Source organism: Poseidonibacter ostreae (assembly GCF_009208075.1).
Classification (GTDB): Bacteria; Campylobacterota; Campylobacteria; order Campylobacterales; family Arcobacteraceae; genus Poseidonibacter; species Poseidonibacter ostreae.
Map to the genome: position 1 here is coordinate 26,416 of NZ_WFKJ01000012.1, position 23,596 is coordinate 50,011.

22 protein-coding genes are annotated in these 23,596 nt (G+C 27.0%); 18 read left to right on the forward strand and 4 right to left on the reverse strand.

Features of this window, described 5'->3' with window-relative positions; translation table 11 throughout:
• Positions 1-10: 10 nt before the first annotated feature.
• From coaBC to GBG18_RS05670, 7 genes are read left to right on the forward strand one after another with little or no spacing between them, the layout of a single operon-like run.
• Positions 11-1,282, forward strand: a complete 1,272-nt coding sequence (gene coaBC, locus GBG18_RS05640) for a bifunctional phosphopantothenoylcysteine decarboxylase/phosphopantothenate--cysteine ligase CoaBC (RefSeq protein ID WP_152189189.1) — start codon at positions 11-13, stop codon at positions 1,280-1,282.
• Positions 1,275-1,958 (forward strand): di-trans,poly-cis-decaprenylcistransferase, encoded by a 684-nt coding sequence (locus GBG18_RS05645; protein WP_152189190.1) that lies wholly within the window; start codon positions 1,275-1,277, stop codon positions 1,956-1,958. Before coaBC ends, GBG18_RS05645 begins: the two co-directional genes overlap by 8 nt.
• Complete coding sequence (locus GBG18_RS05650; RefSeq protein WP_226896404.1) at positions 1,918-2,715, forward strand: prepilin peptidase; 798 nt, start codon at positions 1,918-1,920, stop codon at positions 2,713-2,715. Before GBG18_RS05645 ends, GBG18_RS05650 begins: the two co-directional genes overlap by 41 nt.
• Positions 2,712-3,728 (forward strand): LptF/LptG family permease, encoded by a 1,017-nt coding sequence (locus tag GBG18_RS05655; RefSeq protein WP_152189192.1) that lies wholly within the window; start codon positions 2,712-2,714, stop codon positions 3,726-3,728. Before GBG18_RS05650 ends, GBG18_RS05655 begins: the two co-directional genes overlap by 4 nt.
• Positions 3,729-3,736: 8 nt before the next feature.
• Positions 3,737-4,459: a tRNA pseudouridine(38-40) synthase TruA gene (gene truA / locus GBG18_RS05660; RefSeq protein WP_152189194.1), complete on the forward strand. Its 723-nt coding sequence runs from the start codon at positions 3,737-3,739 to the stop codon at positions 4,457-4,459.
• 1 nt (position 4,460) lies between these two features.
• Entirely contained in the window at positions 4,461-6,998 is a 2,538-nt protein-coding gene (locus tag GBG18_RS05665; protein ID WP_152189196.1) for a PAS domain-containing protein, read from the forward strand.
• 47 nt (positions 6,999-7,045) lie between these two features.
• Positions 7,046-7,765, forward strand: coding sequence for a response regulator transcription factor (locus tag GBG18_RS05670; protein ID WP_152189198.1), 720 nt, complete (start codon positions 7,046-7,048; stop codon positions 7,763-7,765).
• A 58-nt stretch (positions 7,766-7,823) separates the two neighbouring features.
• Here GBG18_RS05670 and GBG18_RS05675 read toward each other — a convergent pair whose 3' ends face one another.
• Together GBG18_RS05675 and GBG18_RS05680 are read right to left on the reverse strand one after the other, a co-directional pair.
• Positions 7,824-9,947 (reverse strand): TRAP transporter permease, encoded by a 2,124-nt coding sequence (locus GBG18_RS05675; RefSeq protein WP_152189199.1) that lies wholly within the window; start codon positions 9,945-9,947, stop codon positions 7,824-7,826.
• A 117-nt stretch (positions 9,948-10,064) separates the two neighbouring features.
• Positions 10,065-11,009 (reverse strand): TAXI family TRAP transporter solute-binding subunit, encoded by a 945-nt coding sequence (locus tag GBG18_RS05680; RefSeq protein ID WP_152189201.1) that lies wholly within the window; start codon positions 11,007-11,009, stop codon positions 10,065-10,067.
• 345 nt (positions 11,010-11,354) lie between these two features.
• Between GBG18_RS05680 and GBG18_RS05685 the strand changes: the two genes are divergently transcribed.
• From GBG18_RS05685 to mltA, 5 genes are all read left to right on the forward strand, one after another.
• Complete coding sequence (locus GBG18_RS05685; protein WP_152189203.1) at positions 11,355-12,146, forward strand: heat-shock protein; 792 nt, start codon at positions 11,355-11,357, stop codon at positions 12,144-12,146.
• Positions 12,147-12,155: 9 nt separating this feature from the next.
• On the forward strand, positions 12,156-12,725 hold the full coding sequence (gene grpE / locus GBG18_RS05690) for a nucleotide exchange factor GrpE (protein ID WP_152189204.1): 570 nt from the start codon (positions 12,156-12,158) through the stop codon (positions 12,723-12,725).
• A 75-nt stretch (positions 12,726-12,800) separates the two neighbouring features.
• The gene (gene dnaK / locus GBG18_RS05695; RefSeq protein WP_152189206.1) at positions 12,801-14,690 is read left to right on the forward strand and encodes a molecular chaperone DnaK; all 1,890 of its coding nucleotides are present in this window, start codon (positions 12,801-12,803) and stop codon (positions 14,688-14,690) included.
• 11 nt (positions 14,691-14,701) lie between these two features.
• Entirely contained in the window at positions 14,702-15,001 is a 300-nt protein-coding gene (locus tag GBG18_RS05700; RefSeq protein WP_152189208.1) for a hypothetical protein, read from the forward strand.
• A 36-nt stretch (positions 15,002-15,037) separates the two neighbouring features.
• Positions 15,038-16,144 (forward strand): murein transglycosylase A, encoded by a 1,107-nt coding sequence (mltA, locus tag GBG18_RS05705; RefSeq protein WP_152189209.1) that lies wholly within the window; start codon positions 15,038-15,040, stop codon positions 16,142-16,144.
• Positions 16,145-16,150: 6 nt separating this feature from the next.
• Here the strand turns inward: mltA and GBG18_RS05710 are convergent, their stop codons facing one another.
• Positions 16,151-16,390 (reverse strand): hypothetical protein, encoded by a 240-nt coding sequence (locus GBG18_RS05710; RefSeq protein ID WP_152189211.1) that lies wholly within the window; start codon positions 16,388-16,390, stop codon positions 16,151-16,153.
• 128 nt (positions 16,391-16,518) lie between these two features.
• Here GBG18_RS05710 and GBG18_RS05715 point away from each other — a divergent pair, with 128 nt between their 5' ends.
• The 4 genes from GBG18_RS05715 to GBG18_RS05730 all read left to right on the forward strand — a co-directional run bounded on the left by GBG18_RS05715 (position 16,519) and on the right by GBG18_RS05730 (position 20,232).
• Positions 16,519-17,325 carry a phosphatidylserine decarboxylase gene (locus GBG18_RS05715; RefSeq protein WP_152189213.1) on the forward strand — a complete coding sequence of 269 codons (807 nt, stop codon included), beginning with the start codon at positions 16,519-16,521 and terminating at the stop codon, positions 17,323-17,325.
• Positions 17,326-17,389: 64 nt separating this feature from the next.
• The gene (locus GBG18_RS05720) at positions 17,390-19,438 is read left to right on the forward strand and encodes an EAL domain-containing protein (RefSeq protein ID WP_152189215.1); all 2,049 of its coding nucleotides are present in this window, start codon (positions 17,390-17,392) and stop codon (positions 19,436-19,438) included.
• 68 nt (positions 19,439-19,506) lie between these two features.
• On the forward strand, positions 19,507-19,737 hold the full coding sequence (locus tag GBG18_RS05725; RefSeq protein ID WP_152189217.1) for a hypothetical protein: 231 nt from the start codon (positions 19,507-19,509) through the stop codon (positions 19,735-19,737).
• Positions 19,738-19,833: 96 nt separating this feature from the next.
• Positions 19,834-20,232: a rhodanese-like domain-containing protein gene (locus GBG18_RS05730; protein ID WP_152189218.1), complete on the forward strand. Its 399-nt coding sequence runs from the start codon at positions 19,834-19,836 to the stop codon at positions 20,230-20,232.
• Here GBG18_RS05730 and GBG18_RS05735 read toward each other — a convergent pair.
• The gene (locus tag GBG18_RS05735; protein ID WP_152189220.1) at positions 20,229-20,588 is read right to left on the reverse strand and encodes a rhodanese-like domain-containing protein; all 360 of its coding nucleotides are present in this window, start codon (positions 20,586-20,588) and stop codon (positions 20,229-20,231) included. The two genes, GBG18_RS05730 and GBG18_RS05735, sit on opposite strands and share 4 nt — an antisense overlap.
• A 149-nt stretch (positions 20,589-20,737) precedes the next feature.
• On the opposite strand from GBG18_RS05735, the gene dsbD reads away from it, so the two are divergent.
• Positions 20,738-22,486, forward strand: coding sequence for a protein-disulfide reductase DsbD (gene dsbD / locus GBG18_RS05740; RefSeq protein ID WP_152189222.1), 1,749 nt, complete (start codon positions 20,738-20,740; stop codon positions 22,484-22,486).
• Between the two features lie 44 nt (positions 22,487-22,530).
• Positions 22,531-23,595: a nicotinate mononucleotide-dependent phosphoribosyltransferase CobT gene (cobT, locus tag GBG18_RS05745; RefSeq protein WP_152189223.1), complete on the forward strand. Its 1,065-nt coding sequence runs from the start codon at positions 22,531-22,533 to the stop codon at positions 23,593-23,595.
• Position 23,596 lies beyond the last annotated feature (1 nt).

Genomic DNA, 23,596 nt, shown 5'->3' on the forward strand with positions numbered 1-23,596 from the left:
GATAAATGATATGTTATTAAAAGATAAGAAAATACTTGTTGGTGTTACAGGTTCAATTGCAATTTATAAAAGTTTAGAATTAATTAGACTTTATATAAAAGCAGGTGCAAAGGTACGTGTAATAATGACAGAGGGTGCGAAAAAATTTATTTCACCTATAACTTTTGAAGCAATATCACAAAGTAAAGTCCTAGAAGAGAAAAATGAAAACTGGGATAAAAATCAAGATTATAATCATATTGATATAGGAAAATGGTCTGATATTTTTGTTCTTGCTCCATGTTCTGCAAATACAATTAATAAGCTATCAAATGGTTTAGCGGACAATTTACTTCTTCAAACTGCACTTGCATATCCAAGAGTTAAACTTTTAGCGCCTGCTGCTAATACTATGATGCTTAAAAACCCAATTACACAAGCTAGTTTAAAAATGCTTAAGCTTTGTAACTTTGAGATTCTTTCTTCACAAACAAAAGAGTTAGTTTGTAAAGATGTTGGTGACGGAGCAATGGCAGAACCAGAAGATATTTTTAATGCAACAGCAAGAGAACTTTTAAAACAAGAGTATTGGATAAATAGAAAAGTTGTATTAAGTGGTGGTGGAACCTTAGAAAAAATTGATGAGGTTAGATATATTTCAAATTTCTCATCAGGAAAAATGGCAGCATCAATGGCTAAGGCTTTATATTTTAAAGGTGCAGATGTTTGCTTAGTTAGTTCACGTGGATATGAAAACTTACCTAAAGATATTCATATTATTTCAACTCAAAGTTCAGATGAGATGAAAAACTTTTTAGTTGATGCAATTAGAGTTGCAAAAAAAGGAACTTTAACAAAAGCTACATTAATGGATGATTCAAGACCTGAGCTTATTCAAAAACGTGCATTTTTATTTATGGTTGCTGCTGTTAGTGATTATATTCCATCATTTCCTCAAAGTGGAAAAATGAAAAAAGAGATGATAGGTGATATTTGGAATTTAGAGTTAAAACAAAATATTGATATCTTAGAAACATTAGATAAAAGTGATTTAATTACAATAGGGTTTAAAGCAGAAATGGATAAATCAACTGCACTTAAATCTGCTATATCAATGCTTGAAAAAAAGGGCTTAGATGCTGTTTGTTTAAATGTTTTAGATGATGCAAATAGTTTTGGAAAAGATGATAATAAAATTGATTTAATCTTAAAAGATAATTCCTTTAAATTTGAGGGTTCTAAGCTAGATATTTCTTTAGATATTTTAACAAACTTAGAAAAAGAGTTTTCTCATTATGCATAGTACCGCACCTGCACATATAGCCATGATTATGGATGGAAACGGAAGATGGGCAAAAGAGAGAAATCTTAAAAGAACAGCAGGACATAGTGTTGGAGCTGAAGTTGTTAGAAAAATTACAACTCATTGCGGACATATTGGAGTTAAATACTTAACTTTATATGCCTTTTCAACTGAAAACTGGAAAAGACCTAAATTAGAAGTTGAATTTTTAATGAAATTACTTGAGAAGTACTTAAAACAAGAGTTAGCAGTATATTTAGAAAATGGGATAAAGTTAAGAACAATAGGTGATACTTCAAAATTTTCAAAATCTTTACAAAAAACTATTAAAGAGACAGAAGAGAAAACAAAAAATGGAACAAAACTAACTCAAGTTTTAGCCCTAAACTATGGTTCAAAAGATGAAATTGTAAGAGCTGTTAAAAAAGTAAATGAAAAAAATCTTGAAGTAAATGAAGAGAATATTGAAGCAAACTTAGATACAGCAGGTATGCCAAATGTTGATATTTTAATAAGAACAAGTGGAGAGATAAGACTTTCAAACTATCTTTTATGGCAAAATGCTTATGCTGAAATGTTCTTTACAAGTACATATTGGCCTGATTTTAATGAAAATGAATTAGATGATATTATAAGTGATTTTAACAGTAGAGAGAGAAGATTTGGAGGTATTTAGCTTCATCTTTGGTGCAGTTATTGGCTCTTTTTTAAATGTTTTAATTTTACGTCTTCCTTTAAATAAATCTGTTGTGACTCCTAGAAGTTCCTGTCCATCTTGCAATCATATAATTGCTTGGTATTATAATATTCCTCTTTTTTCTTTTCTATTTCTAAGAGCAAAGTGTGCTTATTGTAAAACAAAAATCTCCTTTCAATATTTTATTGTTGAATTATTAAGTGCTAGTTTAACACTTGCTCTTTTTATAAAACTAGGTCTTAGTTCAGAGTTTTTATATATGAGTTTATTGTTTTATGTTTGTATTACTCTTTCTTTTATAGATTTTAAATATAAAGCTGTTCCTGATTATTTACTTTTAATTGTATTAGTTTTATCTTTTTTTGCTACTTCATTTTCTTTACTTGAAGCATTTAAAAATGCTTTTTTATTCTCTGGAGCCTTTGTATTACTAAATTTTATAATAACTTTTTATATTCAAAATATAAAAGCAAGATTACTAAAAGATGAAGATTTGAAAAATCAAGAAGCATTAGGAGAGGGGGATATTCCAATTATTGCAATGATTGCAGTGATTTTAGGAATAAAAGGTGCACTTGTAGCTATATTTTTAGCAGCAATTTTTGCTATAATACCATCAATTTATTCTAATCTTGTAAAAAAAGATATTCAAACACCTTTTATACCTTATTTAATACTAGGAATGTTAAGTGTTTATTTTTTTGATTTAGAAAATATTTTAAAGGTACTTTTTTGAAATTAAAACAATATTTATATTCACAATTAGCAATTACATTTTTCCCAATATTCTTAGGCTTATATTTTATTACGTCTATAGTTTTTTTAGTAAAAATTGCTTCTTTAACATCTATTATCACAATTAACTTTTTAGAATTATTTACATTATATGCTTATGTAATTCCTCAAATTTTATTTTATACTATGCCTATTTCTTTTTTTATTTCCCTTGTAATAACACTTTCAAAACTTTCAAGCGAGTATGAACTTACGGTTATCACTTCTTTTGGTTTAAATCCAGTTAAGATTTTAAAGATTTTTCTACCCTTAACTCTTGTGTTATCTGCTTCATTATTAGTTGTATCAGTTGGTTTAATTCCTAAAACAAAGTTTTTAACTAAACAGTTTTTAGAAGCAAAAACAAAAGAGGCAAACTTTAATATAAAAGCTAGTGAATTTGGACAAAAGTTCGGGGATTGGTTGATTTATATAAAAAGTAAAGAAGATAAAGTTTATGATGAAGTAAAACTATTTAAAACAAAAGATGGAAAAGACCAATTTATCTTAAGTAAAACAGCAGTTTTGAGTAATGATAAAGGTGATCTTAGTTTTAAACTAAATGAGGGGAAAGCTTTTTATATAGATGAGTCTGAAGTAAATCAGATTGATTTTAAATCAATGTATATTAATGATTCCATAGCAGGTAGTAAAATTGAAAGATTTACAACTACATATGAATATTGGAAAGATAGATTAAAAAGAAATATTGATATTGATGATTTAAGCTTTTTTGTTTTAACATCTCTATTCCCTGTTTTATCACTTTTTTTAGTGATTACATTTGGATATTTCAATCCAAGATATGAAAAAAATAGAGCAGTTTCTTATTCTCTTGTAGCTGTTGTTTTATACTATGTTTTAATTAAAGCAATTGGAGATTCAATTCTTTTACATGCTTTATATTTAATACCTACTATTTGGCTTGGAGCTACTTACTTTTTATATACAAAAACTGTTCAAAAAGAGTATTAGGAGATTTTATGAACTTAAAATTTCTTATTTCTTATGATGGTTCTTTATATAAAGGCTCACAAAAACAGCCAAATAATCAAACTGTAGAAGACAAACTTTTAAAAGCTTTTAAAAGAATAAATATTGAAACAAAAATCATTTTAAGTGGTAGAACTGATAAAGATGTTCATGCAACTGGTCAAGTTTTTAATTGTATTATTCCTGATTTCTGGACAGATTTTGCAAAGTTAAAAGCTACTTTAAATCAACAACTTCCATCTTCAATTCGTATACATCATATTAAAAAAGTTGCAGATGATTTTCACTCAAGATTTCATGCAAAGAAAAGAGTTTATAGATATCTTGTAACTACAAAAAATATCACAGCCTTTAACAATAATTTTATAACACAAGTTAGAAATATAGATGAAAAGAAAATAAAAGAAGCGATAAAAGAGTTTATTGGAGTTCATGATTTTGAGTACTTTCATAAACAAGGTAGTGATAAAGATATAACTATTAGAGAAGTGTATGATACTAAGTTTTATAAATATAAAGATATTTATATATTTAAATTTACTGCAAATTCATATTTAAGGTCTCAAATAAGATTAATGGTTGGTTTTTTACTTAAAATTTCTGAAGGAAAATTAAGTATAGAGGATTTAAAAACACAACTAAGAAAAGAAAAAAATATCCATAGGCTTCCTGCTTTAGCAAATGGTTTATATTTAGCCAAAGTGATATATTAAAATGTTTTTAAAAAAGAAAAAGTTTTATACACTTTCAGATATTCAAAATCAAATAGTATATACTCCTTTGATTTTTGTAATATTTCTAGCTTTTATCTCTTCTTTAGTTACATTTTTATTTTTTAGTTATCAAGAAAAAAACAAAACAAAACTTTTAGTTCAAAGTGAAACTTTTTATAAAAAAGAAGAACTAAAAAACTATATTAGTAATATCAAATACAATACAAGTGCAAACTTTGATGATATTGAGATTGAACTAAGTAATAATGTTTATGAGTTAAATGGATATATAAAATCATCAAAATTTGAACATAAAAAACTTCATTTAGAAAAGCTTGAAGAGTATATAACAAGTATTGAAAAAGAAAAAGATATTAAGTTTTTGCTTTTTGATACTAAAAATTATGATGTTTTACATGGAAGAGCTTTAGTAGAAAATCTTGCAAGACTTACAAATTCAAAAATTAACACAAATAAGTTTAGAAAACATATGTTAAATAATATTCAATATATGGGAGATAATAACCTTATGTATTGGATTGATAATAAAAAGCAAAATATCCAATTAAGTTACTTTAAATATGTAAAAGAAAAAGAGCTATTTTTAGGAGCTTTTTCAAAAGTTGATGATATGAATCTTTTAACAAAAAAAGTTATATATGATACGATAATTGCAAAAAGTAAAAATATTAATAATGCATACTTTTGTTTTTATGATAAAAATAAACAAACTGTTTTTAATTATTATGGAAAAGGAAAAGAGCTTAGTATAAATAAAATTGATGATTTTAAATCAATAAAAGAAAAAAGTTTGGCTTATACTTTTCAAAAATATCAATATGAAATATTTGTAAAAGAGACTTTTCTAGAAGATGAAATACGAAAAATAAAAGGTGATTATGAATACAAGATAATTATGAGTTTATTAACAATTATCTTTGTTGCTCTTTTATTAATTACAACATCTAATCTTTTTGCAAGATTTATTAATACGATTTTTAATAGGTATAACAAGAGAATAGAAACGAAAAGTATTTTATATAAAAAATGGAAAGATAGATATGAATTAGCAATTATTGCTTCAAATGATGGTTTATGGGATATTAATCTTGATACAAATGAAATCTTTTTCTCTAACAAATGGCTTGATATGTTTGGTTATAAAAGAGATGATGTTCAAAACTTTGAACAGTGGCTTGCTTTAATTCACAAAGATGACAAAGAAAAAGTACTGAAGAAGTTTGAAGCTCATGTAAAATCTAAAACAGATAATTTTACTTGTGAATATAGATTAAAAGCAAAATCTAATCAATATAAATGGATATTAGTAAGAGGAAAAGCTTTTAAAAAAGATAACTCAAATAGAATGCTAATGATGTCAATGGATATAGATAGTAGGATGAAACTTACAAAAGAGCTTCGTAATGTGGAACTATTAACAGACTTTGGAAGAATTGTAGTTTTTAGATGGCTTAATGATGAAAAGTTAACTGTAAAGTTTGTCTCAAATAGTATTAGTACCTATGGGTATAAAGCAAATGATTTTTTAAATGGAAATATAGAGTATTTTAAATTAGTTCATAAAGATGATATTTCAAAATTACAAGAAGTAATACAAAAAGCAATAAAAGATGATGTTACTTCTTTTACTAATATCCATAGAATAATAGATAGTTCAAACAATATAAAATGGGTTTATAATCGTACAATTCTAATCAAAGATGACCATGGTAAAGTAATAAGTTTATACGGTTATTTAAATGATATTACAAAAATGAAATTAAATGAAGAAGAGCTAAAACAAAAAGTTGAAATAGAGGTTGATAAAAATATTAAAAAAGATAGACTTTTAGTTCAACAAAACAAACTAGCATCAATGGGTGAAATGCTAGGAAATATTTCTCATCAATGGAGACAACCTTTAAATAATATCAATTTATTACTATATTTTATTAGAGATAATTTTGAGAACTTTTCAAAAGAAGAGTTAAATGATTCTATAAAAAGTGCAAAAATCCAAATTGATTATATGTCACAAACAATAGATGATTTTAGAAATTTTTACCAGCCAACAAAAGATAAAAAAGTATTTGATATTAAAGACTCAATTACTAAGAGTTCTAAAATTATTAACTCACTATTTGAAAGAAATAATATAGCTTTAGAAATAAAAGGTATTGATATAAAAATAGATAGTTATGAAAATGAATTTGAGCAAGTAATTGTAAATATTTTAAATAATGCAAGTGATGCAAAACTAATAAAAGATAAAAAAGAAAAATTTAAAGCAAAAGTTTTAATAAATGTTTCAAAAGATGAAGAACATATTATTATTTCAATATCAAATAATTGTGGAAATGCAAAACAGAGTGTCTTAGAAAAAATGTTTGAACCTTACTTCACAACAAAGTTTGAAAATCAAGGTACAGGTATTGGCCTTTATATGTCAAAAACTATTATTGAAAAGAATATGCAAGGAACAATTGAGGCTTTTAATAAAGAGGATGGAGTTGAATTTATTATCAAATTAAAGTGTTAATTTAAGTTTTGATATAATCAATACAATAACAAAATGGAAGAAGAAAAATGAGTAATATGACAACAAGAGTACTTTTAGTTGAAGATGAGGATGTAGCAAGAAAAACTCTTGCTTTTTATTTAAATACTATTTTTGATGAAGTAGTTTTGGCTTGTGATGGAGAAGAAGGATTTTCAATATTAAAAGAAAATATTGAAAATGATAAAACTTTTGACTTAGTTCTAACTGACTTAAAAATGCCAAATGTTGATGGTATGGGAATGATTGATTTAATCAGAGAAGTAATTCCTAATCAAAGATTTATAATTGTAAGTGCGCATAAAAATGAAGAAGATTTATTAAAATTAATTAATTTACGTGTTTTAGGATATTTTCTAAAACCATTAAATATTGATAATATGATGGAAATGCTAAAAAAAGCAAAAGAAGAAGTTTTAGAAGATAAAAAAGAGGCTAATATAAACACAAATTTAGTAACTTTAAATAAAACATATACATACGATTTATCAAATGATAAGCTTTACAACCATGAATCTATTGTAAAACTTTCAAAAAAAGAGTTAGATATTTTACAAGTATTAATTAAATCTATTGGAGAAGTTATCTCAGTAGAGAAGTTTAAAGAAGCAGTTTGGAATGATATTGAAACAAATGATTCTGCTTTTAGAACAGTAATGAAAAGATTAAAAGATAAAGTTATTGATGATGATTTTATTGTTTCACATAAGGGTTATGGATATATAATCGAAAAACCTTTTATAAAGTAAGAGATAAATAAAAACTATTGATATAAAAAAGGGGAAAGAGTAATTCTTTCCCCTTTTTTTATAAGTTAACTTCAGAAGGTGAAGTTTCTTCTGCTTTTACTTTTGCTTTTTGAAAAATATAAATCATTGCGAAAATACCTAATCCTATTGCATAAGATAAATAGTGTGTTGGTAAAGATAAATACGATTCTATAATTTTTGGTAAAAACATAAAAGGTACAATAGTCAAGAAAATTAATCTTTCAAAGATATTTGTTCTTGTAATAAAGTATCCTTGAGTTGCACAAGAGAATGCTACCATACCTATAAATGCAGTTGTAAAGATTACTAAAATCTCAACAGGGTTAGTTATCCAAATCCATCCTTGAGGGTTTGCTGGATTTAACTCATCAACTCCTGAAATTAATAATAATTCTGGGTTAAAGAAGAACATAAACGGCAAAATTGCAGTTCTAATATCATATTTAAAGCCTTGAATACCTGTTTTAATTGGATCTGCTTTTGCAATTCCAGCAGCTGCATAAGCTGCAAGCCCAACAGGTGGGGTATCATCTGCTAGAATCCCAAAATAAAATACAAATAAATGCGCAGCAATTGCTGGAATTAAAAAGCCATTATCTTGAGCAAGAATTAAAATTACTGGTGCAGTTAATGAAGCCATTACAATATAGTTTGCAGTCGTAGGTAATCCCATTCCTAAGATTAATGAAACAACAGCTGCAAGAATAAGAATAATAAATATATTTCCACCTGATAAAGTTTCAATTACTTCTAATAATACTTGACCAAGTCCAGTAAGAGTAATAGATCCAACTACAATACCAGCTAAGGCAGTTGCAATAGCAATTGGTATCATATTTTTAGCACCACTTATCATTCCTGCTAAAATATCAACAAAACCGCTAAGATAAATATCTCTAGTTAGTTTCTCTTTTGCTAAAAAGGCTCTAAATGGATGTTGCACAACCATTAAAAGCATAAGTAACATAATCGCATTAAAAGCAGCACTAGCTGCTGATTCTCTTAATACCATTAATGTATACATTAAGAAGAATATTGGAATTAAATAATGAATTCCTCTCATAAAAGTTTCCCATTTAGGAGGTATATCTTCTTTATTCATTCCTTTAAGACCTAGTTTTAGTGCTTCTAAATGAACAATATAAAATAGAGCAAAGTAAGAAACAAAAGCAGGAATAAAGGCTGCAACAATTACATCTGTATACGCCATTCCTAAAAATTCAGCAATAATAAAAGCAGCAGCTCCCATTACAGGTGGCATTAACTGTCCATTTGTTGATGAAGCAACTTCAACAGCACCTGCTTGTTCTGGTCTAAATCCTGCTTTTTTCATTAATGGAATTGTAAATGTACCTGTTGTAACTGTATTTGCAATTGATGAACCTGAAATAATTCCTGTAAATCCAGATGCTACAACAGAAGCCTTTGCTGGTCCTCCTCTATATTTTCCAAGCATTGCAAATGCAAGATTTATAAAATATTCACCAGCTCCTGCTTTATCAAGTAGTGAACCAAATAAAACAAAAAGAAAAACAAATCCAGCAGATACACCTAAAGGAACTCCAAAAATTCCTTCAGTTGTTAAAAACATATGACCTGCTAATTTATTTAAACTTGCACCCTTATGAATAATAAGTTCAGGCATATAAGGGCCTAAAAAATCATAAGCTAAAAATACAATTGCAATAATACTAAGTGCAAGTCCTAAGACTCTTCTTCCTGCTTCTAAAAGTATAACAATACCAACTAAAGCAACGATAATATCTAAGGCAATATAATCTCCAGGTCTTTGTGATATTTCTTCATAAAATACTGCGATATAAGAAGCAGTACCAACTCCAATGGCCGTAAGTGTAAAGCCAAACCATCTTATTTTTTTTAAGAAATAAGTTTTTTTAAACATAGGGTAAATCAAAAATGCTAAAAACATAGCAAATGATAAGTGAATTGATCTAGTGATTGTAGAGTTAATTGGTTCAACTACAATATATAATTGAAATAGTGACCAAGAAAGTGCTATTACTGAAATTAACCAGAATTCATAATGTTCTGCTCCAAAGACTCTTTGGCCTTCTAGCTCATTAACAATTGCTTCTGATTCATTTGCTTGCTCTTTTTCTAATTCACTAAGCTTATGAGCTTTTTCTTCATAAACAGACATAGTAAATCCTTTTAGTATTTTGTAAATTATTGTCATACTTCATTTAAATTTATTTAAATGAAGTATAAGAATTACTTTCAAGAGCAGAAGCTCTTGAAAATTTTGAAGATATAAAGATTATAATAATCCTGCTTCTTTGAAGTATTTTTTAGCACCTTCATGTAGTGGAGCAGAAAGTCCATCTAATAAAGATTCTTTTGTAATATTATTATATGCAGGGTGAAGTTTTTTGAATTTATCAAAGTTTTCTAAGATAGCTTTAACTGTAGTATATACAGCTTTTTCACTTACATCATCACTAGTAACTAAAACAGCTTTTACACCAAATGTAGGAACTGCATCAGGATTACCTTTATACATTCCAGCAGGAACATCAGCTTTAGCAAAATAAGGATACTTTTTAATTAATGCATCAATATTATCACCTTTTAAAGGAGTGATTTGTACATCAACAGAGTTTGAAGCATCTTTAATATTTGCAGTAGGGTGTCCTACCATATAGAAGTAACCATCAATTTTATTATCTCTTAATGCATCAGGCATTTCAGAAGCTTTTAAAGCACCTGCAAAAGATAAATCATCTTTTTTGATTCCACTTGCATCAAATAAAGTTAAAGCAGTTGCTTCATTACCACTTCCTGGATTTCCTAAGTTAATTCTTTTTCCCTTAACATCTGCAATACCATTGATATTTGCATCTTTTCTTGTAACTAATGTCAATAGTTCAGGATAAATAGCCATTACTGATTTTAACTTCTTGACAGTTTTGCCCTCAAATTTACCAGTTCCATTTGATGCTTGATATACAACATCAGATTGCGCAATACCAAAATCTAATTCACCATTTTTAATAGTATTAATATTATAAACAGAGCCACCAGTTGATTCAACAGAACATCTTATCTTTGTTTCTTTCTTATACTTATTTACAAGCCTACAAATTGCACCACCTGTTGGATAATAAGTTCCTGTAACACCACCTGTTCCAATAGTTACAAATTCAGCTGCAAATGCAGGAATAGTTAAAGCACCTAAAAGTGTTGCTGTAACAATTTTATTCATTCTTTCTCCTTTTTTACTTATATAAAATAGATTATATCATATAAAGATATATAAAATAAAAGCTTATTAATTTCATAAAAGTTATATGTTAATTACAATTAAGTTTGTAAATTTAGCAAATGTAAAATTTACTTAAGCTTAAGTAGTTAAATATTTATAATAATAAGAATTTGTAATTTTCACTAATATTTAAGAAGTTCTTTAAGTTGAAAATACCCAATTTAAGGTACTTGTCTTAAATTTAAAAAATTTATTTTAAAACTACTTGACAAATATACACTCAATAGGTTATAATTCTTTAGCAGTTTAAGACAATGAGTGCTAATAAATTTAAATGGTTGTAAAATGATTGATAAAAAAGAGTTTTTATTACAGTCTATTATTAAAGCATATATAGAACACTGTGAGCCTATTGGTTCTACACAGTTAAAGTCTATGTATGATATCACTTATTCTCCTGCAACAATTAGAGGATATTTTAAAAAATTAGGCGATGAGGGTTATTTAGCTCAAGAGCATATAAGTAGTGGAAGAACTCCAACTACGGAAGCTTTAAAAGAGTATTGGAATACTAGACTTAATTTTGATATTTCAGATATAAATTTAAAAGCATTACAATATTATGCATCTGAAGTAGAAGTATCAGTTTTTATTAAAAAAGAGAAATCAGATGTATTAAAAGAGATTTTAAATGTAGAGAATAAATATATGATATTAGAGTTTTCTTCATTTGCAATTTCAGTTAAATTTTCAGATGCTTTATATAGATTTTTACAAGATATGAGAGGTTTAACTCTAAAAGATATCTTACGAATTTCAAAAGATGTTGGAGCTTATGATGTTTGCGATGCTATAAATCAAACATTACAGAATTCAGATTTTGAAATCTTTAATTATAAAGAGTTTTTGAATTTAGCTTTGAGTTATGATTTTGATGAGTTAACTATTAATAGATTTCTAAAAGGACAAATTTTAGATGATTTAGAAGAAGGTTTATATTTTGAAAACCTTTTACCAATTGGTTATATAGGTATTTGTCATTATTGTAAAATTGATAACGAAGATGTGAAGATGCTTGTAATTGGGCAACTTCCAAAAAATTATGAATATTTTTATAAAAAAATTACAACTTTTTAGGAGAAGAACTTGAGTGAAGAAAAAAAAGAAGAATTACAAACAGAAGAAGTTTTAGAAAATGAAACAGAAGTATTAGTTGAAGAAGAAGCACCAGTTGTTGAAGAAACAATTGAAAGTGTAAAAGCTGATTTAGAAGTTAAATTAAAAGAAGCAGAAGATAAATATTTAAGAGTACATGCAGATTTTGAAAATATTAAAAAAAGATTAGAAAAAGAGAAATATAATGCTATTGATTATGCAAGTGAAAAATTTGCAAAAGATTTATTAGCACCAATTGATTCTTTAGAAATGGCACTAGCAGCAGAAGAAGCTGCAAAAGATATGCCAAGTGATGAACTATTAGCAAAATTAAAAGAAGGTGTTGAATTAACAATCAAAAACTTCTACACAGCTTTTGAAAAACATGATATTTCAGTAGTTGAAACTGATGGAGAGTTTGATCCAAACTTCCACGATGCAGTAATGCAAATAGATAGCCCAGATCATGAAGATGGACACATTGTTCAAAGACTTCAAAAAGGTTATAAATTTAAAGAAAGATTACTAAGACCAGCAATGGTAAGTATTTGTAAGAAATAGATTTTTGTTGACCGAAATGTCAAAAAACTAGAATACATTAATTAAATAAAAAATAAAACTTGATAAGGAAGAAAAATGAGTAAAGTAATTGGAATTGATTTAGGTACAACTAACTCTTGTATGGCAGTTTACGAAGGTGGAGAAGCTAAAATTATCCCTAATAAAGAGGGGAAAAATACAACTCCTTCAATTGTTGCATTCACTGATAAAGGTGAAGTTTTAGTAGGTGATCCTGCAAAAAGACAAGCTATTACAAATCCTGAAAAAACAATCTATTCTGTAAAAAGAATTATGGGATTAATGATGGACGAAGAGAATGCTAAAGAAGCACAATCTAAAGTTGGTTATAAAATTGTTGATAGAAATGGTGCAGCTGCAGTTGAAATTGGAGATAAAATTTATACTCCTCAAGAAGTATCTGCAAAAATTTTAGGTAAATTAAAAGCTGATGCAGAAGAATATTTAGGTGCACCTGTTACTGATGCAGTTATTACAGTACCAGCTTATTTCAATGATGCACAAAGAAAAGCAACTCAAGAAGCTGGAACAATTGCTGGTTTAAATGTATTAAGAATTATTAATGAGCCAACAGCTGCTTCATTAGCATATGGTTTAGATAAAAAAGGAGAAGAAAAAGTATTAGTATATGATTTAGGTGGTGGTACTTTTGATGTTACTGCACTTGAAATTGGTGATGGTACTTTTGAAGTTTTATCAACAGATGGTAATGCATTCTTAGGTGGAGATGATTTTGATAACGCAATTATTGATTGGTTAGCAACAGAATTCCAAGCTGAAAATGGTTTTGATGTTAAAAATGACAAAATGGCACTTCAAAGATTAAAAGATGCAGCTGAAAATGCTAAGAAAGAATTATCTTCAGCAGAATCAACAGAAATCAATTTACCATTTATTTCTATGGGTTCAGCTGGTCCTGTTCACTTAGTTAAATCATTAACAAGAGCAAAATTTGAATCAATGACTGAAGATTTAATTACTGAAACTTTAGACCATATCAAAGTTGCTTTAAAAGATGCTGGTTTAGAAAAAGATGAAATTGATGAGATTATTATGGTTGGTGGATCTACTAGATTACCAAAAGCAAATGAAATTGTAAAAGAATTCTTCGGTAAAGATTTAAATAAAGGTGTAAACCCTGATGAAGTTGTTGCTGCTGGTGCTGCTGTTCAAGCTGGTGTATTAAAAGGTGATGTTAAAGATGTATTATTACTAGACGTTACTCCTTTATCATTAGGTATTGAAACTTTAGGTGGAGTTTTAACTAAGTTAATCGAAAAGGGAACTACTATTCCTGTTAAAAAATCTCAAGTATTCTCAACAGCTGAAGATAATCAACCAGCAGTTTCTATTCACGTAGGTCAAGGTGAGAGAGAATTTGCTAAAGATAATAAATCTTTAGGTATGTTTGAATTATCTGATATCCCTGCAGCTCCAAGAGGTGTGCCTCAAATTGAAGTAACATTTGATATTGATGCAAATGGTGTTTTAAATGTATCTGCTAAAGATAAAGGAACTGGAAAAGAGAATAAGATTACTATTTCTGGTTCATCTGGACTTTCAGATGAAGAAATCGAAAAAATGGTAAATGAAGCAGAAGCAAACAAAGAAGTTGATGCTAAGAAAAAAGAAGTAATTGAAGTAAGAAATCAAGCTGATTCATTATTACATTCTACTAAGAAAACATTAGAAGAAAATCCTGATGCAGTTTCTGAAGAAGAATCAAAAGCTATCATTGATTCAGCTGCTGAATTAGAAGAGTTATTAAAAGATGAAAATGCTACTAAAGAGCAAATTGAAGAAAAAGTAAAAGCTTTAACTGAAAAATCTCATAAATTAGCAGAAGCTATGTATAAAAAAGAGGGTGGTGACCAAGCAGGTGCTGAACAACCAAATAAAAAAGCAAAAAAAGACGATGACGATGTTATCGATGCTGAAGTAGAGTAAAACTCTGCTTCATGCAAACAATAATATTTTTACTACTAACTTTTTTAATAGTAATATTCTCAGTATTACAATATTTTAAAAGTAAAAAAACAAGAGAAGCTAAATTAAATAGTGGGGAATGTCCTAGCTGTGGAGAAAAAGCAAAAACTTTTTTTGATGAAACTACACAAACAAAATTTAAACAAGAAGTAATAAAAGCAAAAGTTCTAAAAAATCATGGTTGTTCAGGGGTTAATGAAATAGAATTTAGATGTAGTGCTTGTGGATTAAAAGAAGTTCATCAAATGTCTAGTGCAGGATGTAATCTGTAAGTTGCTATAATTTCCAAAAAACTTGGGATTAGTATCTTGAAAAATTATTTAACCTTACTACTTATAACACTTTTATTTATTGGATGTTCTACAAAACAAGAAGAAATTCCTAAAAAAACTATCACAAAACAAAGTATTGAAAAAGAAAAAACTGCCTTTGATTATTTAAATGGATTTTATGATGATGATTTAAATCTTGCTTTAGAGGTTTTTAAAAAAGCTTGTGAAAAATCTAGTAAAAAAGAATTATTTAAAGATGTTTGCAATAATTCTTATAACTCAACAAATGGAAAATCATTTTTTACAAATAATTTCACACCTAAAGTATTAGTTTCAAATACCGGAGACAAGGGCTTAATCACTGGTTATTATGAACCTTTATTAAAAGGTAGTCGTATTAAAACAGATATTTATAAATATCCTGTTTATAAAACTCCAAAAGATTTGATAACAATTAAAAATAAAAAGAAATATCCTCACTTTAAACAGTTTAGATATAAAGCAAAAATAAAAAATGGAAGATATGTACCTTATGATACACGAGCTGAAATAGAAGAAGATAATGATTTTGATATTATTTGTTATGTAGATGATTTTATTGATTTATTTTTTCTTCAAGTTCAAGGTTCAGGTCGAGTATTACTAGATAGTAATGAATTAATAAATATTGGTTATGCTAATCAAAATGGTAGAAAATATAGCTCAATTGGTAAAAAGTTAATAGATGATGGTCATTTAGAAAAAGAAGAAGTATCTTTACAAACTATAAGAGCTTTTTTAAAACAAAATGAAGACAAAATAGATGAAGTTTTAAACTATAATCAAAGCTATGTTTTCTTTGTAGAAAAAGAACAAACAGCAACAGGAAGTTTAAATGTTCCTTTAGTTGCAAAAAGAAACATCGCAGTTGATAGAAAATATATTCCTTTAGGAATGCCAGTTTTTTTAGAAACAACAAATCCTAAAACTCAAGAGCCTATAAATAAATTAGTAATTGCAGCAGATACAGGTGGTGCAATAAAAGGTGAAATTAGAGCAGATTATTTTTTTGGATATGGTAAAGATGCTAGAGAGTTAGCTGGTTTAATGAAAGAAGAGGGAAGACTTTTTATGTTAATCCCAAATGATGTAGTAATAGATTAAAATCTATTAGCTACAACAACCATTTCCACAACAATTATCTCTTGCATCTGAATAAAAACTAATTACAAAATTGTTATACATTTCTTGTAAATCAAATTCGTGTTTCTTACAGAAATCATTATTCATAGTATTTTTCATTTCTATTGCTTTTAATAGTGCTTCATCTTTTGATTGAAATTTTAAATTGTTTTCTAAACTGCTTTTTTTAAAACAAGCACATTGGTTTGAAACAATAATTTTATACATTTATTTGTCCTTGATATCTTATATAAATTTAAATTTTAGGGTAGCCAAAAATCACTTATTTTTTATTAAAGCCATATAAGAAGTAAATCTAGATAAAATATAATAATTAATAATATAAAAGGAAAAAAATGCACATTACAAATTTAATTTCTCAAAACTTTGGAAAGTTCGCTAAAAAAGAGTTCCCATCATTTATTCAAAAAATCATTAACAATGGATATGTTAAGTTTTTAGGTTTAAATATGAGTGAATTTAAAAATCCGAAGTTTTATAAATCTTTAAATGCTTTATTTACAAGAAAACTAGAGATTTCAAGAGAAATAAATGAAGAAAATAATGTAATTGTATCTCCAACAGATAGTTTTATTACAGAGTGTGGAAAAATCGAAGATGATATTGCCTTACAAATAAAAGGTATGGAGTATAGTGTTGAAGATTTATTAACTTATTATTGTAATGATAAGTTAGAAAAAATGAAAAATGGTTCTTTTATGAACTTTTATCTTTCACCAAAAGATTATCATAGATATCATGCTCCTAGTGATTTTAAACTTAAAAAGCTTGTTCATGTTCCAGGAAAATTATACCCAGTAAATTTAAAATATTTAAATAAAGAACTTGATTTATTTGTACAAAATGAAAGAGTTATTATTGAATGTGAAAAGAATGGAAAGCTATTTTATATGGTATTTGTTGGAGCTTTAAATGTAGGTCAAATGGTATTTGAATTTGAACCAAGAGTTGAAACTAATCTTGATACATCAGAATTAAAAGTATATGAATATGAAAGTTTAGAAATCTCTAAAGGAGATTGTCTAGGTTACTTTAAAATGGGTTCAACAGTTGTTATGTTATGGGAAGAAGGAAGTATTGAACTTGAGAATTTATTAAATAAAGATGTAAGATTTGGACAAATGATTGCTAAAGAAATATAGTATTTTAATAAATAACAAAAAATAATTTTGTTATAATTTAAATTAATTTGAAATTGGAAAAATAATGAATAATAAAATCTTTCTAAAAATTGGGTGGATGCTGATTATTGCTCTACTTGGCTATCTTTTCTTTGTTGTATTTTTTCTATCACCAAAAGTAAATAATTACTTAAGTGATACAGAAATAAAAAATGAAAGATTACAGTTTAATAAAGTAGTCTCAATTATAAATAGTAAATCAAGAAATTCTGAAAATAAAGATTTATTAATTAAAGATGTAGAGTTACTATTAAGTAGTGTTACCTTAGCAAAAACAGGACAGATATATATTTTTGATAGTTCTGGTAAAGTTATAATTGATGCAAGTAGTGAATTTGAAACCAAAAATATTTCTAAATTAATTCTTCCAAACACGCAAAATAAACTTTTTTTAGAAGAAATAAAAAAATCATATAATAGCCGAAGTTCTTTTGAGTATTTATGGAATAAACCTTATGATGCTTATAATTATGTTTATCCAAAAATTTCATGGGTTGAATATAATAAAAACTTAGATTGGTATATAGTTTCTTCAATTTATAGAGAAGATTTTTCTACTTATGTTGAGGGAATTAATGCTTTAATTTTAAATATTTCAATCTTACTATTTGTTGTACTTGCAATAATTGGTATTTTTATTACTGTAAAAGTTATTGCTCCAATTAATAAGATGTTATCAGAAGTTCAAAAGGTTCATGTTGAAACGAATGAGTTTGAAGCAACACCAAAATCAAAAGATGAAATTGGTTTTTTAGCCAATCAGTTTAATACCCTTCTTGACCAAGTTGAAACTAATAGAAAAACATTAGATGACCATGTTCAACAGAAAACAAAAGAAATTACTAACAAACTTTACTATGATGAATTAACTAATTTAAAAAATAGATATGCTCTTCAAGAAGATATTAAAGATTCAGATTTTGTATCGATTGCTTTAGTTGATATTGATTCTTTTGATGATATTAATGAGTTATATGGTTTCTCAACAGGGAATTTAGTTTTAATTGAAACAGCAAATATTTTAAATGAGTTTAGCAGTAGATATAATGTAACAGTGCATAGAATTCATGGTAATGTTTTTAGTGTTACTGATAAAAGAATGATGGGCTTTTCTAAATATGACCAGTTTATTAGTGAGTTATCAACATTGTTTAAAAATAGACCTGTAATTGTAAAAGAGCTTGATATAGAAATTTTTATAGATATTACACTAGGTATTTCAATAGCACAAGAAGAACCACTTAAGACAGCTGGAATTGCACTTAAAAAGGCAAAAAAAACAAATCAAAGATATTTTGTTTATAATAATGAACTTGACACGAAAGAAGTTATTAAAAAGTCAATCTTCTGGAGAGAAAAAATAAAATGTGCATTAAAAGATAATACTGTAACTCCATTTTATCAGCCTATATTTAATAGAAATAAAGAGATTGTTAAATATGAAACTCTAATGAGGATAAAAGATTTAGATGATGAAGGAAAAGAAGTCTTTTTACTTCCATATTTATTTTTAGATGTTGCTGTTAAAACAAAACAGTATTTACAATTATCTAATCAAGTAATTTCAAAAGCATTATCTGATTTAAGTAGAACTGATAAGCAAATATCATTTAACTTAAGTTTTAAAGATATACTAGATGTAGATTTTGTTGAATCATTAGATAAAAATTTAGATAAAATTGATAGTGTAAATAAAGAAAGAATTGTTTTTGAAATATTAGAAAGTGATCATATCTCTGATTATACTATTTTAGAAGATTTTATTTTAAAATATAGAAATCAAGGTATAAAAATTGCAATTGATGATTTTGGAACAGGATATTCAAATTTTGCACATATTTTAAAAATTAGACCTGATTATATAAAAATTGATGGCTCTTTAATTAAAAATATTGATACGGATAAAAACTCATTTGAAATGGTAAAATCTATTATAGAGTTCTCAAGAGCATTAAATATAAAAGTTATTGCAGAGTTTATACATTCACAGGAAGTGTTTGATTTAGTTAGCGATTTAGGAGTTGATGAGTTCCAAGGTTTCCATTTAGGGAAACCTGATCCTCATATAGAATAATTTTAATTAAACAAAAGGTTATTTTTGTAAAATTAAAGAATAAAAAAATTAAATAATAAGGGTATAAAATGTCTACAATTACAGAGCTTGGTTCATTACCATTAGCAGGTACAAAAAAAGGTGTTATTTCAGTTTCAAATGTTACAGAACCTTATGGAAAAGATACATCAGATATAGTAAGTATAGGTGTTTCTTTAAATGGTACAGATATTCAATGGAAATCACATATTCCGTATGAAAATTTAGATGAAGTTATTGCAATTTTACAAAAAGCTAGTGAAGACAAAAAAAACGCATAATTAAAATACTTTAAGTAAGAAGATTTATCTTCTTACGTTTACTTTTTAGAAACTTTTTTTAGTTATAATTTTTTATAAAATTTAAAAGGTGATAACATGAAAAAAATACTTATTTTTATCTCTTTACTTTCTTCCCTTCTACTTTCTTTAAATGCTAAAGAAAATAAGCCTATTATTGTTGATGAATTAGAAGTTTATATCGAAAACCATATTATAATAGTAGATATTAGAGATAAACGTAAATGGAAGACTACTGGTATTATTCCAAATTCTTATAGATTAACTTATAATGAAAAAGAAGAAGAAAAATGGTTATATACTTTAATAAAGCTAATAAAAGATAAGAATAGACCTTTTGTTTTAATATCAAAAAAAGGTGAAGTTGCCAAAACTTTAGCAGCAAAACTATTAGAAAAGAAAATAAATAATGTAATGTATCTTGATGGTGGAATTGATGAGTGGATAGACTCAGATAGAAAAGTAATAAACTACTAAACTATATATTTAGTAGTTTCTCTTAATTCTTGTTGCCATAAAGCCATTCCACCAAATAAGTGAGCTGTATTTTTATATCCTTGCTCGATTAGGAAATTTCCTATAGTTCTTGTTCTATTTGCATGTGCACAGATTAATACAAAAGTTTGATCTTTTGATCTTACTATTTTTTCAAACTCTTTCATCCAGTTTTGTATATCATGATTTCCATATTCATCGAAAAATGTCATAAGATGAGCATTTTTTATTATACCTGTTCTTTTAAATTCATCTTCTCTTCTTACATCAATCATTACAATATTATCATCAATCATTTTTTCTACTATTCTAGGTTGTAAATCTACTAATTCATTCATATTTATCCTTATGTTAAAATAGAATTTTAACATAAATTACTTAGAGTTATATATAATAAAATCTTATATTTGTTTTTGTTAAAATGATTAATTAACAAACTCTTTACAAAATTTTAATATAATAGACAAAACATTTTATAGGACTTTAAATGAAAAAAATATTATTACTACTTTTTATGAGCTTTTATGCCTTTTCACTAGAGCTACAACAAGATTTTTTAGAACCAGATGAAGCTTTTAAAAAAGAGTTTATAAAACAAAATGATAAAGTGATTTTTTCTTTAAATTTAGGAAAAAATATATATCTTTATGATGATAAATTAAAAGTATTTATTACTAAACCTTCTAAAATTGAAATTACAGAAGAAGTTAATATTCCTGAACCTGTAGAGTATGATGAGTTTATTGTTCACTTTGATAATCAAAATATCGAAATTCCTTTCTCTTTATTAAAATCAAAAGTTGATTCTTCTTCTTATGAAATAGAAGTGAAGTTCCAAGGATGTTCAAAAGCTGGGCTTTGTTATGCTCCAATGAGTGATAAGTATACTTTAGATTTAAACTCTACAAGTACAAATGAATCCACTACTAAAACAGATACTTCAGTTGTTGATACTGAATTAAATGAAACAGATACAATTGCAAATACTTTAAAAACAGGAAATATGCTATTAGTATTAGCTACATTCTTTGGCTTTGGATTATTACTTTCATTCACACCTTGTGTTTTTCCAATGATTCCAATTTTATCTTCAATAATAGTTGGTGCTTCTCAAAATGAGAAAATGACAGCAGGAAGAGGGTTTTTCCTTTCACTTATTTATGTACTAGCAATGGCAATGGCATATACAATAGCAGGTGTAATTGCAGGATTATTTGGAGCAAATTTACAAGTAGCACTTCAAAATCCATATGTATTAACGGTATTCGCAGCTGTATTTGTAGCTCTTGCATTTTCTATGTTTGGTTACTTTAGAATTGAATTACCTCAAAGTATTCAAAATAAAATAAATAAATCAACTGATGGAAAAGAAAAACAAGGAGTTGTTGGAATTGCAATTATGGGATTCTTATCAGCTCTTATAGTTGGACCTTGTGTTGCTCCTCCACTTGCAGGTGCTTTAGTTTATATAGGTCAAACAGGTGATGCAGTTCTTGGTGGACTTGCTTTATTTGTATTAAGTATTGGAATGGGAATGCCTTTATTACTTATTGGACTTGGTGCTGGAAAGTTCATGCCAAAACCTGGTGGTTGGATGGATTCTGTATCAAAAGTATTTGGTATTATAATGTTAGCAATAGCCGTATGGATGTTAGATAGAGTATTAGATGCAAGTATTGTTATGTTTTTATGGTCTGCTTTATTTTTAGGAGCTGCAATTTACTTAAATGTATATAAGCATATTTTAGCTCAAACAATCACTGCAATAATATTTCTTTATGGTGTTGCTTTATTTTTTGGAACGATTTCAGGAGCTACAAATCCTTTAAAACCATTTGAAAAATTTACAAATGCTTCAGGAGTTGTTTCTCAAACTCAAGCTGTAAAGTTTTCTTATATTAAGAATATCAAAGAGTTAGATTTAGCAATTGCTGCTTCATCTAAACCTGTAATGTTAGATTTTTATGCTGACTGGTGTGTCTCATGTAAAGAGTTAGAAGAGATTACATTTAAAGATGCAGAAGTAATCAAAAAGCTTCAAGGGTTTACTCTTTTAAAAGCTGATGTAACAAAAAACAATGATGAAGATAAAGCATTACAAGCAAAATATGGAATAGTAGGACCTCCTGGTTTAATATTTTGGAATGAAAATAATGAAGAAGTAAAAGCTTCAAAAATTGTAGGATATAAAAACCCTAAAGATTTTCTTGAAATTGTAAATAAATATTTTAAATAAGCACATATTTGTTATACTTCCTAAAAATTATATAAAGGGTTCAAATGAACTTTAATACTATTTTAGGAAGTGTAGATTTTCTTGAGCACTTAAGAGGTAAGAAAGCAACTTTTTTATTAGCTGGAAGTGTTACAAAAACTTGTGAAATACCAAATATCTCTCAAGCTGGAATTCCTGGCAAACTATATTTAACACCTACTTTAGATGCAGAATTTTTATGTTTAAAAACAGTTCGATCTTTAGAAGATATTGCTCAAACTCCTAAAGGTGTTCCAACACCTGCTTTAATTACAAGAGCAGTTCACGAATTAAAACCTTTTTCAAATCTTGAAATATTAGATTTAGGACTAGAAGTAAAACCCCAACTTAACTATTTTAAAATACATGATTTTGCAATAAACCCAAGTGTACGAATTGATGATGGTGCACAAATAAATGCAATGGAAATTTTCCAAAAAGGTCTTGAATTTGGAACAAACTATGAGTCAAGTGATGATTATGTAATTTTAGCTGAATCAGTTCCAAGTGGAACAACTACAGCGAATGCAAGTGCAAAAGCTTTAGGTTATAAATGCGATGCTTATTTCTCAAGCTCTTTTAAAGATGTTCCCAATGATATTAAAAATAGTACAATAAATGAAGCACTAAAAAGAGTTCAAAAAGATGATGATGTATTTGCAAAGTTATCAAAGGTAAGTGATAATATGCTTATTTTTAATGCAGGATTTATTTTAGGAAGTACATCAAAAAACTTAAAAGTAATCCTTGCGGGTGGTACACAAATGGCTACCGTTTTATTAATAGTTAACTCTATATTAGAAAGCATGCAAGGAGAAATTGATTCTTCAAATATTGCACTTTGTACAACAAAATGGATAGATGAAGATGAAAACTCAAATATAAAAGCACTTTTAGAACAATTAAATTTTCCAATAAATACGTATGCTTCAACTTTTGATTTTAGTGATTCTTTACATCCTGCTTTAAAACTTTACGATGAGGGTGAAGCAAAAGAGGGTGTTGGTTGTGGCGCTGCTTTATGTTATGCTGCTATTAATGGTGTTAATAAAAAAGAGTTAACTTCAAAAATTGAAAGTTTCTTAGGATAAT

Coding starts and splice junctions, on each gene's coding strand:
- coaBC (WP_152189189.1), top strand. CDS start 11: ATGTTATTAAAAGATAAGAAAATACTTGTTGGTGTTACAGGTTCAATT.
- GBG18_RS05645 (WP_152189190.1), top strand. CDS start 1,275: ATGCATAGTACCGCACCTGCACATATAGCCATGATTATGGATGGAAAC.
- truA (WP_152189194.1), top strand. CDS start 3,737: ATGAACTTAAAATTTCTTATTTCTTATGATGGTTCTTTATATAAAGGC.
- GBG18_RS05665 (WP_152189196.1), top strand. CDS start 4,461: ATGTTTTTAAAAAAGAAAAAGTTTTATACACTTTCAGATATTCAAAAT.
- GBG18_RS05670 (WP_152189198.1), top strand. CDS start 7,046: ATGAGTAATATGACAACAAGAGTACTTTTAGTTGAAGATGAGGATGTA.
- GBG18_RS05675 (WP_152189199.1), bottom strand. CDS start 9,947: ATGTCTGTTTATGAAGAAAAAGCTCATAAGCTTAGTGAATTAGAAAAA.
- GBG18_RS05680 (WP_152189201.1), bottom strand. CDS start 11,009: ATGAATAAAATTGTTACAGCAACACTTTTAGGTGCTTTAACTATTCCT.
- GBG18_RS05685 (WP_152189203.1), top strand. CDS start 11,355: ATGATTGATAAAAAAGAGTTTTTATTACAGTCTATTATTAAAGCATAT.
- dnaK (WP_152189206.1), top strand. CDS start 12,801: ATGAGTAAAGTAATTGGAATTGATTTAGGTACAACTAACTCTTGTATG.
- GBG18_RS05700 (WP_152189208.1), top strand. CDS start 14,702: ATGCAAACAATAATATTTTTACTACTAACTTTTTTAATAGTAATATTC.
- GBG18_RS05710 (WP_152189211.1), bottom strand. CDS start 16,390: ATGTATAAAATTATTGTTTCAAACCAATGTGCTTGTTTTAAAAAAAGC.
- GBG18_RS05715 (WP_152189213.1), top strand. CDS start 16,519: ATGCACATTACAAATTTAATTTCTCAAAACTTTGGAAAGTTCGCTAAA.
- GBG18_RS05720 (WP_152189215.1), top strand. CDS start 17,390: ATGAATAATAAAATCTTTCTAAAAATTGGGTGGATGCTGATTATTGCT.
- GBG18_RS05725 (WP_152189217.1), top strand. CDS start 19,507: ATGTCTACAATTACAGAGCTTGGTTCATTACCATTAGCAGGTACAAAA.
- GBG18_RS05730 (WP_152189218.1), top strand. CDS start 19,834: ATGAAAAAAATACTTATTTTTATCTCTTTACTTTCTTCCCTTCTACTT.
- GBG18_RS05735 (WP_152189220.1), bottom strand. CDS start 20,588: ATGAATGAATTAGTAGATTTACAACCTAGAATAGTAGAAAAAATGATT.
- dsbD (WP_152189222.1), top strand. CDS start 20,738: ATGAAAAAAATATTATTACTACTTTTTATGAGCTTTTATGCCTTTTCA.
- cobT (WP_152189223.1), top strand. CDS start 22,531: ATGAACTTTAATACTATTTTAGGAAGTGTAGATTTTCTTGAGCACTTA.